The 12,636-nt window shown below is 49.1% G+C and carries 11 protein-coding genes; 1 reads left to right on the top strand and 10 read right to left on the bottom strand.

Features of this window, described 5'->3' with window-relative positions; all coding sequences use genetic code 11:
- Positions 1-12: 12 nt before the first annotated feature.
- On the top strand, positions 13-1,149 hold the full coding sequence (hflX, locus tag WC772_06655; GenBank protein ID MFA6170434.1) for a GTPase HflX: 1,137 nt from the start codon (positions 13-15) through the stop codon (positions 1,147-1,149).
- Here hflX and aroF read toward each other — a convergent pair.
- The 10 genes from aroF to WC772_06605 form a co-directional block, all read right to left on the bottom strand.
- A complete protein-coding gene (gene aroF, locus WC772_06650; protein ID MFA6170433.1) occupies positions 1,091-2,110 on the bottom strand; it encodes a 3-deoxy-7-phosphoheptulonate synthase in 1,020 nt (339 codons plus the stop codon). The two genes, hflX and aroF, sit on opposite strands and share 59 nt — an antisense overlap.
- Positions 2,111-2,113: 3 nt before the next feature.
- Complete coding sequence (gene aroH / locus WC772_06645) at positions 2,114-2,458, bottom strand: chorismate mutase (GenBank protein MFA6170432.1); 345 nt, start codon at positions 2,456-2,458, stop codon at positions 2,114-2,116.
- Between the two features lie 59 nt (positions 2,459-2,517).
- Positions 2,518-4,305, bottom strand: a complete 1,788-nt coding sequence (locus WC772_06640; protein MFA6170431.1) for a tetratricopeptide repeat protein — start codon at positions 4,303-4,305, stop codon at positions 2,518-2,520.
- The gene (locus WC772_06635) at positions 4,289-4,837 is read right to left on the bottom strand and encodes a biotin--[acetyl-CoA-carboxylase] ligase (GenBank protein ID MFA6170430.1); all 549 of its coding nucleotides are present in this window, start codon (positions 4,835-4,837) and stop codon (positions 4,289-4,291) included. The genes WC772_06640 and WC772_06635 overlap by 17 nt, the downstream gene beginning before the upstream one ends.
- 1 nt (position 4,838) lies before the next feature.
- Positions 4,839-5,534 (bottom strand): hypothetical protein, encoded by a 696-nt coding sequence (locus tag WC772_06630; protein ID MFA6170429.1) that lies wholly within the window; start codon positions 5,532-5,534, stop codon positions 4,839-4,841.
- Entirely contained in the window at positions 5,509-6,384 is an 876-nt protein-coding gene (locus WC772_06625; protein MFA6170428.1) for a hypothetical protein, read from the bottom strand. The genes WC772_06630 and WC772_06625 overlap by 26 nt, the downstream gene beginning before the upstream one ends.
- Positions 6,385-6,644: 260 nt before the next feature.
- The gene (locus tag WC772_06620; protein ID MFA6170427.1) at positions 6,645-8,888 is read right to left on the bottom strand and encodes a hypothetical protein; all 2,244 of its coding nucleotides are present in this window, start codon (positions 8,886-8,888) and stop codon (positions 6,645-6,647) included.
- On the bottom strand, positions 8,885-9,745 hold the full coding sequence (locus WC772_06615; GenBank protein MFA6170426.1) for a hypothetical protein: 861 nt from the start codon (positions 9,743-9,745) through the stop codon (positions 8,885-8,887). Before WC772_06615 ends, WC772_06620 begins: the two co-directional genes overlap by 4 nt.
- A 130-nt stretch (positions 9,746-9,875) precedes the next feature.
- Positions 9,876-11,294: an S-layer homology domain-containing protein gene (locus WC772_06610; protein ID MFA6170425.1), complete on the bottom strand. Its 1,419-nt coding sequence runs from the start codon at positions 11,292-11,294 to the stop codon at positions 9,876-9,878.
- 52 nt (positions 11,295-11,346) lie between these two features.
- Positions 11,347-12,618 (bottom strand): S-layer homology domain-containing protein, encoded by a 1,272-nt coding sequence (locus WC772_06605; GenBank protein ID MFA6170424.1) that lies wholly within the window; start codon positions 12,616-12,618, stop codon positions 11,347-11,349.
- Positions 12,619-12,636 lie beyond the last annotated feature (18 nt).

Genomic DNA, 12,636 nt, shown 5'->3' with positions numbered 1-12,636 from the left:
GAATAAGGAATAGTGGGATTTAAAACAAATGAATTTGCCATTTTCAGCCAGGAAAAAGCATTCCTGGTCGGCGTGGAATTCCAAAAAGAAGAGATCGCGCTTTCGATCACCATGGCCGAACTGGCGGAACTGGCCAAAACCGCCGGCGCCATCGTCGTCGGATCGATGGTCCAAAAACGGACCAAGGTTGATCCGGGTTATTTTATCGGCTCGGGCAAACTGGACGAATTGAAAGCGTCGGTCATCGCCTCCGAAGCCAACTTGGTTATTTTTGACCACGAGCTTTCCCCCGCCCAGATCCGGAACTTAGAAGAAGAGCTGGGGATCAAGGTCATCGACCGGACCGAACTGATCCTCGACATTTTTGCCCTGCACGCCAAAAGCCGCGAAGGGAAACTCCAGGTCGAGCTGGCCCAGACAACCTTTCTCCTAACCCACCTGGTCGGCCAGGGGGAAGCCCTATCCCGCCAGGGAGGAAGGATCGGGACCCGGGGCCCGGGCGAAACCAAGCTGGAATCCGACCGGCGCTCGATCCGCGCCAAGATCGCGGAGCTAAAAAAACTGATCGAAAAGTTACGCGGCGAACGCCAGTTAAAAAGAGCCAAAAGGCGCAGCAGTCAAATGCCGATCATTACCCTAGTCGGCTACACCAATTCCGGCAAATCGACTTTGCTCAACGCCCTGACCAAGTCCGACGTTTTAGCGGAAGACAAACTCTTCGCCACGCTGGACCCGACGACCAGAAGATTATATCTGCCGTCCGGCCGGACGGTGCTCCTGACCGACACCGTCGGCTTTATTCAGAAGCTCCCCCACACGCTGATCACCGCTTTCCAGGCGACCCTGGAGGAAGTGACCGAGGCGGACCTCCTGATCCACGTCGTCGACTCTTCCAGCCCTTATTTTGAAAAACAGATCAAGTCGGTCTATCAGGTCTTGGAAGAATTAGGCAGCGCCGACAAGCCGATCCTGACGGTCTTTAATAAAGAGGATAAGACAGAACAACCGCTATCAGAGGAGAACCGAAAAAAGCATCGGCCGGCCGTGGTTATTTCCGCTAAAAACAAGACCGGATTTGATGATCTGCTGATTAAACTCGACGCCCTACTGCCTGCGCCACCAGCTTCAATTCCCCCATCAGAGCCTTAAACATCTCCGGGGTCAGCGATTGCGGACCGTCGGACAAGGCTTCGTCCGGATGCGGATGCACTTCGATGATCAAGCCGTCGGCTCCCGCGGCGATCGCCGCTTTGGCCATCGGTCCGACCAGGTCCCGTTTTCCCGTGCCGTGGCTCGGATCGACGATCACCGGCAGATGGCTCAACTTCTTAATGACCGGCACGGCGGAAAGGTCCAGGGTATTGCGGGTATAGGTTTCCAGAGTCCTGATCCCCCGCTCGCAAAGCATGACCTGGTGGTTGCCTTCCGACATGATATATTCCGCCGACATCAACAACTCTTCGATGGTCGAACCAGCCCCCCGCTTGAGCAGGACCGGTTTGCCGGCTTTGCCGACTTCCTTGAGCAGACTAAAATTTTGCATGTTGCGCGCTCCAATCTGAACGATATCGGCGTAGCGGGCGACCAGTTCCACGTCCCTGGTATCGAGCGCTTCGGTCACGACCGGCAAGCCATATTTCTTTCTGGCATCGGCCAATAGCTTCAGCCCCTCTTCTCCCATCCCCTGAAAACTGTAAGGAGAGGTCCGCGGTTTAAAGGCCCCGCCGCGCAGAATATTGGCGCCGCCATTTTTGACCGCTTCGGCCACTTCATTCATTTCCTGCGCCCCTTCGACGGAACAAGGCCCGGCCATGACCGCGATCGTTTGGCCGGCGCCGATCGAAACTTTATCGTTTATTTTAATGATGGTGTCTTCGGTCCGGAATTCGCGGCTGACCAGTTTATACGGTTTACGGATCGGAACGATCTCGGAAACGCCGGGGAGCATCTGGATCGTTTCCAGCTGCAACGACACTTTATCGCCGATCGCGCCGATAACGGTCCGTTCGGTCCCCTTGGAGAGATGGATCCCAAAGCCGCGCGTTTTTAACTTTTCCGAGACCGCGTTGATCTGTTCATCAGACGCGTCCGGTTTCATTATAATGATCATCGCTTACCTCCTAAGGTTAACCGCTTCTTTTAGATAAACGTGCCGCAATTCTTTTTGTTCTTTAACTGAATTAATGTGCATCAGCACCCGAATACATTTAGGCAAACTTCCGGGAACGTCGATCTCTCTGGCACAAAGCAAGGCGGTATCATTCCAGCCAAGCTCCCTGGCCGCCTCCGCTGGAAAAACTGCGTTCAGATCGGCGGTCAAAGTTAAGATGATCGAAGCGATCTCCTCGATCTTCAAATCGTTGGCCCCGACCATTTCGGTCAACAGTTCTTTAGTCGCCGCCAGGATCTCCGTCTTGGAATTATTGGCAACCGTAGTCGCCCCTCTTAAGCCTCTCATAATAGTTGATTTTAACAAAAAAAAGCGGGTTGTTCAATATAAACCGTCTAACCGCGGACTTAAGTCCGCGGTTTATTTTTATTTAATTCCCGAAGCAAGAGCTGCAAATCGTTGGCCTTAATTTGAAAACCAAGGCTTTGGGCCGCCAGCGCGTCATCATACGCGGCCTGATAGTCGCCTAAATTAAACTTCGCGATGCTCCGGTTAAAATAGGTCAAAGCCAACCCGGGCTTGATCCGAAGAGCCGAACTGAAATCAGCGACTGCCAGTCGATAATCTTTGCGGGCCAGCCAATAATTTCCCCGATTATGGAAGCCCTCCGCGCTGTCTGGGTTCAGCCTGATCGCTTCGTTCAAATGGCGGAATGCCCGGTCGTATTTACCCATTTGGGTCAACATATAGCCAAGATTATTATGAGCGGAGGAATCTTGCGGCCCGAACAAGACCGCCTTCAGAAAATCGGCGTAAGCCGACTTGTTGTTCCCTTGCGAAAAATAGAGATTGCCGCGGCTATTGTAAGCGGCGGTAAATTTCGGGTTAAGCTCAAGCGCATAATTAAAATCGGCCAGCGCCCGGGCAGACTCGCGCCGATCGGCCAAAACCTGTCCCCGGTGCTGGAAAGCGGCCGGGACCCGCGGATACCAGCGGCAAACTTCGTCATATAAACTGATCGAGTCATGCCAGATCCCGCACTTCTGCCAGGTCAAGGCGCCGCCCGCCAACACCACCAGCACCGCGCCGATTGTCAGGACGCGGCGCGGGCCCGGCGCCCGGTTGTAAATCAGAAGGCCGAAATAGCCGGCTATAAAATAAAAACCGAGCGAACTTAAATAAGCGTAACGGTCGGCAAAGACCCCGGGGATCATCAGCATGATCACGGGCGCCAGCGTGATCAAGAAAAACAAACCGCCGAAAACCAATTCCCGGCTTTTCCGCCCCCACCAAAAAAACAGGCCCAGCAGCGGGACCAGGATAAAAGGAGCAACAATAAAGGCGGGCGGCAGCGGGGTTAAGCCCTCAACCACGTAGGAGCCGAGAGGATAAAGTCCGGTCGGGCCGAGCGGCACGATCATCCGCGGCAGGTAGTAAAATAGAACGCGATAGCTGGCGACGAAAACATTGACGATCGACATTGGCGGTTCAGGCACGACCAGCCCGCCGGTCGCCTGCTTAGCCCAGACCGAGATCAGGCCAAAAACCAGCGCCAGTAAGAAGAACGGGACCTTTTCCCAAAGTAATTGCCGGCTCCATTTCCGGCCGCGATATTGATCGCAAAGGAGCAGGACCAGCGGCAGGGAAAGCGCCATCGGTTTGGCCAGCAGCGCCAGCAAGAAAAAACCGAATGAAAACAGCAACTCCCTCCCTCGACCCCGCAAATAACGGAGATAAAAGATCAGCGAAATAAAATAAAAGAAAGCAAAAAGAAGGTCTTTCCTTTCGGTCGCCCAGGCGACCGACTCAACGTGGACCGGATGGACCCCCCAGAGGAGAGCGACGCCAAAAGCCAGCGGCAAGCTGTCGGTCAAAAGCCAGAGAAAAATGAGAATTAAGCCGGCATTAGCGGCGTGCAGCAAGAGGTTGTCCAAATGATAAACAAACGGCTGCAAGCCGAAGAACCGATATTCCACGGCGTAAGTCAGCTGGACCAGCGGATGATACATCCCGTAATGCGGGGCCGTGAACCATTGCTTAATATTTTCGGCGGAAAAAGAAGTGATGGTCGGATTATTATAGAGCATCACGTCGTCGTCCCAATCGACGAATTGATTACCGAGCGACGGGAGATAGCTGGCCAAAATCAACAGCCCGATCGCCGCGGCCAAAGCGGGATTAAATATTTTTTTCATGATTAAGGAAAGTCCGGTAATTTTCGTTCAACCGCGCGATCAGCAGGGCGGTCAGGCACTCAAGCGAAACTTCTTTGCCGGTCGCCATTAACAGCGAAGTCGCTTTTCCGCCTAATTCCGGCGGCCAGGCGGAAGTCTTAACGTTGATCCCGATCCCGACGATTAAATGGCCGTCCCCGACTCCTTCGACCAGGATGCCGGCAACCTTTAAGCCATGGACCAACAGATCGTTCGGCCATTTGATCACAACCGGCAGATCAATCAGGTCAAGGATCGCCGCGCGGGCCGCCAGAGCCGAGAACAAGGTCAGCGGAGCTAAATCGCTCGGGCTCCGGTACGGTTTGAGGATGGCGGAGAAATAAAGGTTGCCGGACGGCGAGAACCAGCCGCTACCGGGCTTCCCCCGCCCCTTCGTCTGCCGATCGGCGATCACTACGACCCCTTCACTTTTCCCCTTTTTTATCAGCCGGCGGGCTTCTTCGTTGGTTGAATCGAGTTCAGGATAGTGGAAGAGCTCTCTGCCAATGACCATGCTACCACATCCCGGAAAGGGAGACTCGATGAACATTGTTCGAGGAACCCCCAAGACTATGAGACACCAAAATATATTTATGCGGGATTTCTGCTTCTGTTGGCGGCCTGCCTGTCGGATTATTAATATTTTTCTTTTTATCACTAAACCAAGCAATAAAATCCTCTCGCGCTTGTTTAAACCAGGAATTGCCACGGCCGGTTTTTTCACCATTAATAGTATCGGTTATCTTTGTTTTAATTGGCGCTATATCTGCCGCATTTTTTAGGTTCAGCCAGCCCCCCTCAAGATACGCTTTGTTGTCCCAATTCGGATCTCCAAGCTCACGTGCCATTAAATCAATATGGCCATCTCGTTGAGAAAAAGTATATGAATAAACATAACCCTTCAACCCTAAATTATTTTCCAGATATCCTTTCAGGTCGCCATAATCTGCCCCGTCATCAGGCTCATTTATCAACTCGCTCCCGTTTTCTCCCTTCCCTCCTCCAACATCTTTTCCACAATAAAAACGGCTAGAAGAATTAATCCCATGCACTAATATTACAAGATAATTTGGAGAGGTTCGGACTGCTGGCGTAGTATCTATGTATGCTGGCGTTTCATTAGCATAGCCGCGTCCAGCAATAACAAGCCAAAAAACCATAATTATTGACAAAAATAATTTGTGCTTATCTGATTCTAGTCGAATTTCCATTACTGATATCCGTTACCCATATTCCACCAATCCAACTCCCTCCGCCAGTGATTAAGTCGCCACCAACTAGTTTGGTGTTATCATAAGAAAGCTTGAGCGTTGATCTTTGATATCCATCAAATATTAATGCATCTCCACTTCCATCAATGCCAACCTGACGCACCTGCAAGCCATATCCCGAATATACAACTTTATTTGAAACAGTTATCTGTGGATCAGACCCAACACTTGCAATTATTTCTTTGCTAGAGCTATCAATATTTATGGCATAGATTTTGCTCGATGCGCTATCTGCAAAAGAGAAAACAATTTTTTCTCCCACCCTCCAGGCTACCGCCTCCGAATTATTCACAATCATCGTATTCCCTGTCCCATCAGCATTAATTACATATAAATTATTACTGGCTGTATAAGCAATTTTGGTGGCGTCCGAAGACCAGTCAAAATAATTTACGCCTGTTACGCCTGATACTTTATACAAACCGCTACCATCATAATTACAAATTGCAATCTCACTATGTGGCCCGTCTACATAACCAAGTTTCCCGCTAACAGGCGAGCAGGTTATTTCTTTCACTAAATCCCCGACCTCAAATAAGTTCTGTTCGCTACTCCCATCAGCATTCATCACTGTAATATAATTTGTATCACCCTCTTCTTTCCTCCCCCATATCGCCTCGCTCCATCGGCTTGTTACTTTACAGCAAATTATCCTTCCATCAGGCATCCAGTTGGGATAATAATAAGCGGAGCTCTCATGGACAGTCGCCCCACACCCACCCATCACCATCGCCAACCCAAAAAGAGTCGCCCCCAATATTACCAACCCCATCACTTTTTTTATCGTCATTTTAATAACCACCCTTTCTTGCTTTTAGCAATCTCATTGCCACAGAACATTATCCGCCATATCAGTCGACAATTGCAATCGATTTTCATTATTAAGTGGCGAAATTTCGCCACTAACCATTGATTTATTCAAATTCCGAATGGGCGCGCATTTCGCTTACCTTAAGAAAAATCGAAATGCGCCGGCGTTTTCTTTTCGTCCATTTTCTTTTTCGCTGTTGAAAAAGAAAATGGACACCCAGTAAAGACCAAGTAAGAAGCCTAGGAAGCGAATAGCCGATAAACCTGGGTAACCCCAACATTTGATTCTGCTCTGACGGCGACTTTATGCTCCCCGTCGCTTAACCCGTTGGCTTTATAACTTGCTTTAGCCCACGGGTGGTAGGCTTCCATAGTCGATTCGACCTGCGGGGCTACTTCTTCCCCGTCAAAGGTCATTCCTTTAATCGTAATTTTCTCCGAATCGTAATCACCGGTATATTCCGATTTATTGAACTCGACCGAGATCTCGGGATTGGCAATGGCAACGTAATATTCCGGCAGAGGCTTAAACTGGCTCGGCTGCATCGGAATGGTATTAAGGATGACCTTTAAGAGTTGGTTGGACTCATAACCAACTTTATTCTTTGCTCTAAACGCGATAACATTCTGGCCTTCGGCTAATTTGAGCCCATCAACTTCAAAGTTCCCCCACTCATCCATTTTGGGAACCGGCTTCCAGGCCGCGAAATTTTCGGAGTATTGAAAATACTGCATTTTGCTCGGCATAAAATCGCGCAAGACACCGCTAATCTTGGTAGGGGCCTCTTTGACCATAATCGCCGTTATCTTTTGTTCTTGTCCATCAATAACAATCGGCACATTTGTGTTTGATCGATTATCGTATGAATACCCCTTAACTTCCACTGGATGATAAGCGCTTAAAATTGTTATTTTACCGTCCGCTTCTTTTGTTTGGTTGGTGGCAAGCATTAAACCTTGAGGATTTATTGTTTTGATACTAGAACTGCCAGACACCGGGGCATCAAAGAGCGCTTGCTCTAATAATATAGGAGAGCCATGGCCTACAACCTCATCAATCATTTCTTTATGCGCATAAAGAAATTGTAACGGATTTACTGACTCATCAGCAACAAATGTTTCAGCCGCAGCCATAACGAACCCAATATAACAACCAACCTTGGCCGGCCCCGGAAGAAAACCAAGAAAATAGTCCGCTCCTGGAGGGATTGCGAATTCAATCGCCCCCAAAGATGGGCTGCGAAATGTATGAAGATATCTTTTTGGGTTTGTAATATTGGCTATCCCTTCCCCCATCTGACTAAATCTATCCACTACCATATCCCCGTCTTCATAGATGGGATAACCTGAAAGAGTTGTCGCGTACGCCCCCAATAATCGACCTTCATACGTCTCTAAATGCGGATTAAAAAAGATTTGTCCTATGCTTCCTATCAGCAAGGATATTGGGTTGAATCTACATACTAATAGGCTTGCCTCGTCTCCCATCAAAGGAGTTGGCACTCCATTCCCTCCAATGAGCCTATACTTTATCTCATCATAATCATCGCCATAATTTGTACTATTCAACGACTGCAAAAACACACTCGAAGGGATTAAATCATCCATCGCTGGGCTACGATGCCTTTCCATGTGATTAATTATCGCCTCTGCAACGGATTCATTCATCCAGGAGATTCCAAACATGGCGGCAAAAAAATAAGTAAGATTGTCATTTGAACCTGGCGCCATAGAATTTGCCACAGCCAAGCCCAGACATCCCAAACTTAAAATGGCGGAGCTTGTAAAAGTATTATCATGACTCTTAGCAAATGACGCCGCGCCGCTCCCTTTATGAGGCGTATCAATTGTTATTAACTTCTCAATGTCATTTTGATAATACCGGTTGCCACGTTGGTCTTTTCCTAGGATATATGAACGGACCGCAAGTCCGCCCATTGAATGAGCAATAATTATATATTTTTTAGGAATTTCATTATCTGGCCCGCTTGAATCAATCGGCGCCCTCCCGCTGGGATTGTTTTTATTTCTTTTTGGGTCCTTAAACCATTCAATAAAATCATTTTTCCCTTGTTCCAACCAACTGTTAACCGTTTTGTCTGGTCGCTTGGTTAATTTCCAATAATGCTTTTCATAATCACTATTTTTTGTTTCTTGATCAATAACGTCATTCTTTTTATCATCAGGCCTATTAACGCATACTTCGGGTCTTTCCTTGTAATTTCTATCTCCAAACTCCCTGCCTTCTTTTTCAATATTTAAAAAGGGATCAGAAAATTGATATATATGAACATATCCATCCAATCCGTTTGAAATCAGATGATCTCTAATCTTCGCTAAGCATGCATAGTCATCGCCAACCCCATGCACAAGAATTAATAGATAGTTTTTCGCGTATAAAACATTTTGCTGCTCTATTGCTTTTCCTGAGCTATGGAATAACGTTAAAAATATAAAGAGAAGAACAAAGAACCTTATTTTCATTTAAGCTGTTTTAAATTTGTCCCATCAATATTAATAATCCAAATACCACCATTCCCCGTAGTGTCATACCCCTTCCCTCCCACAACAAATAGTTTATCCGGAGACAATTTAGGTTCGCTTTTTTTATATGAAGAAAACAGCAGTAAGTCATTTGTGCCATCTAAGTTAATAACTCTAATATCTTCTCCGAAATTATAAAATATCTGATTTTCTGAGTGTTTCTGCAAACTATAGCCAATCCTAAGTTTTTTATAATTCGCACCATTTTCACTAATAACAGAAAGAGATATTCCCTCAGTACTTGATTTATCTTCGAATGCAATTGTATTCGTATTTACCCAAATAGCGCTCAATGAATTATCATATATATGTGTATTATTCGTTCCGTCAATTCTTATTGAGAAGGTATTATTATTAGACGTTACATAAACCAATTTATCCTCATCCGGCCCCCAATCCAATTGAGATATATTTTCTGTAACTGGAGAGAATACATAAATTTGCTGATTATCTGTCCTTCTAACAATTTTTATTGTTTCACCACTAATAAAAGCGACATAAGTGCCTTTGGGAGAATAATATGGGTAACTATCATAGGCGGTCGCTGTCTCATTGTTACCATCGGTATCCATGGTTACATAGTAAGTATCTTCGCCCAAATATTCATTCGTCCCCATGCCATATTCCCTGTGATGATAAACGGTCTTTGTCGCATAAATCAATCCTTCCGGGGTCCAATTAGGCTTGGTATAAATGACTTCATCCCAATAACTACTCCCACACCCACCCATAACCAGCGCCAATCCAAAAAGAGTCGCTCCCAAGATTACCAACCCCGTCACTTTTTTTATCGTCATTTCTTCTCCCTTCCTTTCCTTCCTTATAAGCAATCTATTCTCCACAAGATATTATCGCCTGTTTCCGCTTGAAATTGCAACCAATTTTTCTTATAAGGTGGCGAGATTTCGTCAGTAGGAATCAGGTGGGTTAAAAGCGATACATCAAACCAACTGAAGCGAGATCAGAGGCATCATTAAGTTCCATATCCTGGTGAACGCGGTAAGCGGCGTCAAAATCGACGTTCGGCGACAGGCTGTAAATGATTCCCCCTTCGGCGGTGAACCGGGCCCGGTCCCCGGCATATTTCAGGTCGCTCCCCATTCGGATATCGCCGCGGCCGAAAAGTTTAGCGTTATCGGCAACCAGCTGTACCAACTTTCCGCCGACGTTGACGGTCCCGTTCTCCAGCGGACGGTTGAACCCGTCGTAGCCGGCGAAATCAAAACGATCGGCGGTAAAGGCCGGGCTGATGTATTCCGAACCGATCTTCGCCGCCTGGACGGTAAAAACAGTGCCGGTATCCCAGGGGTCGTTCAGCGAAACGCTCCCGGCAACCATCATTTTTTTCTTTTCCGAGCCGAAACCGATCGTGCCGCTGGCCGAAACTTTTTCGCCGAGCGGCGCGGTGACGGCGATCTTCGCCCGCATGGTCCGGTTATCGGTCGACAAACTGCCGAGCGACATGTAATCGCCGGTAAAATCAAGCTTAACGCTGTTCAGATCGAATCCGACCGTTCCGGTCAACAAGCTGGAGGTCGCCTTCCCGCTGTTATCGTTCTGAAAATAGTCGCCGCCGGCGATCTGGCGGGAATAAAAGCCCCCTTTTAGTTCAGCGCCGTGGACTTTGGTGGAAGCCAGCACCCCGCTGTCGGGCCGGATATAGGTCATGCCGATCTCGCTCGGAATGGCGCCGGTCGGATCGGCCAGATGCCTTTTCGGCCCGGGGCCGTAAGTCACCTTGACCTCCAAGGGAGAAGAATCGGGCGCCAGGGCGACCGCGAAACGCGATTCAATGTCCATAAGCTCCGGCGCCAGCTTGCCGTGGCCGGCCGCGCCGGTCCCGTCGTCATAATAGCCGTAATCCATGGTGTCGAGATTAACCTTGACCGCGGCATCGGAACTGAACTCGCGCGACGCCGTCACCACCAGCCGATAGTTCCCCAGGGTCCCGGGCTTTGCCCCATTGGTCGCCAGAAGGTTGCCGGTTTCCCACTTACTGACGTATTTGCCGGTCACTTCCAACTCGTCCTTGACCTTCGGCTTCCGCTTGAGCGCGACGATCTGATCGCGCAGATTTTTCAGGTCGGCGGAAAAGTCTTTCCCGGCAAACGATTCCGACAGCTTGGAAAGAAAGAGGGCGGCTTCATAGCGGGTCATCGGTTTATTCCCCCGGTAAGTCCCATCCGGATAACCTTTGGTTACCCCCAGCCTGATCAGATCGTAGACCGCGGCGTAGCCCCAATGATAATTGGGGAGATCCAAGATCTTGACCTCACTGGTTTGTGCCGATGACGATCCGGCTAGAAACCCTAAAACAACTATAATTATCGCAATTTTATGCTTCATTGGTTAATTTTTCAGTATATCAATTATTCCCGTTAAGTCAAGCAAAACAACGCTAAAAAACACTTCTCAACCCTAGTTGCAACAGAGTGGAATCAACCGCTTCATAAGCAAGGCGGTATTTAAATTCCAGCGCGCCCGCCGGGGTTTTCCGCCCCAGCGTCAGTTCCGCGATCCGATTTGAACCGGGACCGATATGATCCCCGGCCAGCGCCAGGTACCAGGCCGGAAAATCGTTGTCGAACCGGAAACTAACATCATACGCGCCGTCGCTCAACAACCGATTAAAAGAATCATAGATCGGATAAAAACCTTTTTCCCGATGGCCGGCGCCGATCTTTTGGGCGCCAAGGGTCAATTTGTTCCAGAGCAATAATTCGCCTTTGACGTACAACCCCTGATCGATCCCGGCCAAACGGCCGATCCCCAAAAGCAGACTGTAACGCAGGTTCGGGGTCGGCCCCGCCCGAAGGGTCAGATCAAGATGGACCGCTTTATCTCCGCTGTTTGAAAAGAAACGGGGATTAAGGCCGACTTTTACGCCGCGAAAATTCTGGACCAGCGGCAGGGCCAGCTCCTCATCGGCGATCGTCCCGGCCGGATCGTTGCCGCGGGCCAGGTATTCGATGCCGAAGCCGGTATTACGGTAACTGGAGAGGTATTTAACGCCCCGCTTTATTCGGCGATAGACCTCGCCGTTCTCGGAGGGGAACGCGCTCAAATGAAGAACGTCGCCGGGTCCGGAAGTGAAGATCAGGGCCGAGGCGTCGAATTTGTAAACCCCTTCGATCTCCAGCAAATCCCTGACCAAATCGCGGTTCCCGCCGTTAAACCCGTTGTCCATCGTATCAAGACCGACCCGGATCCGGGCATTTTCATCAAGTTGCCGCTCCAGATCAAGCTTTAACCGGTAGTCAAAGAGGCTCCGTTCCGCCCCGTTGGCCTGACCGGACTTAAAACCGCCGGTAATTTCGCCGTTAACGACCAGGCGGCCGTCCTTTTTTTCCGGCTGTTTCAAGAGATTGACCTCGGCGCGCAGTTCCGCCAATAGTTTTTCATGCTCCGCCTGGACCTTATCTTCGGAATAATTATATTTAGAGAGGAAAGAAGCAAGCTCAAAGCGGGAGATCGGTTTGCCGCCCCGGTAAGTCGAGTCCGGGAACCCTTTGGTCACACCTAACCTGACCAGATCGTAGACCGATTCGTAAGCGTAGTGTCCCAGCGGCACGTCGCGAAGGTAGAAATCATCATCGGTCCCGCCGGCCGCCATAACCGGCGCGGCCCAGCCGAAAACCAGGAGCCCCGCGATCAGCCAGTTTAATCTCATTTCCATCTCCCGCCGGCC

The sequence above is a fragment of the Candidatus Margulisiibacteriota bacterium genome, assembly GCA_041661965.1.
Taxonomy (GTDB): Bacteria; Margulisbacteria; WOR-1; order O2-12-FULL-45-9; family XYB2-FULL-48-7; genus XYB2-FULL-45-9.
The sequence above is the reverse complement of the archived record's forward strand: the minus strand, read 5'-3'. Positions and strand labels throughout refer to the sequence as shown.

Bases quoted from the DNA above. Each gene is read 5' to 3' on its own strand.
- WC772_06615 (MFA6170426.1), bottom strand. From the start codon at position 9,745: ATGACGATAAAAAAAGTGACGGGGTTGGTAATCTTGGGAGCGACTCTT.
- WC772_06620 (MFA6170427.1), bottom strand. From the start codon at position 8,888: ATGAAAATAAGGTTCTTTGTTCTTCTCTTTATATTTTTAACGTTATTC.
- aroF (MFA6170433.1), bottom strand. From the start codon at position 2,110: ATGATCATTATAATGAAACCGGACGCGTCTGATGAACAGATCAACGCG.
- WC772_06625 (MFA6170428.1), bottom strand. From the start codon at position 6,384: ATGACGATAAAAAAAGTGATGGGGTTGGTAATATTGGGGGCGACTCTT.
- WC772_06605 (MFA6170424.1), bottom strand. From the start codon at position 12,618: ATGAGATTAAACTGGCTGATCGCGGGGCTCCTGGTTTTCGGCTGGGCC.
- WC772_06630 (MFA6170429.1), bottom strand. From the start codon at position 5,534: ATGGAAATTCGACTAGAATCAGATAAGCACAAATTATTTTTGTCAATA.
- WC772_06635 (MFA6170430.1), bottom strand. From the start codon at position 4,837: ATGGTCATTGGCAGAGAGCTCTTCCACTATCCTGAACTCGATTCAACC.
- aroH (MFA6170432.1), bottom strand. From the start codon at position 2,458: ATGAGAGGCTTAAGAGGGGCGACTACGGTTGCCAATAATTCCAAGACG.
- WC772_06640 (MFA6170431.1), bottom strand. From the start codon at position 4,305: ATGAAAAAAATATTTAATCCCGCTTTGGCCGCGGCGATCGGGCTGTTG.
- WC772_06610 (MFA6170425.1), bottom strand. From the start codon at position 11,294: ATGAAGCATAAAATTGCGATAATTATAGTTGTTTTAGGGTTTCTAGCC.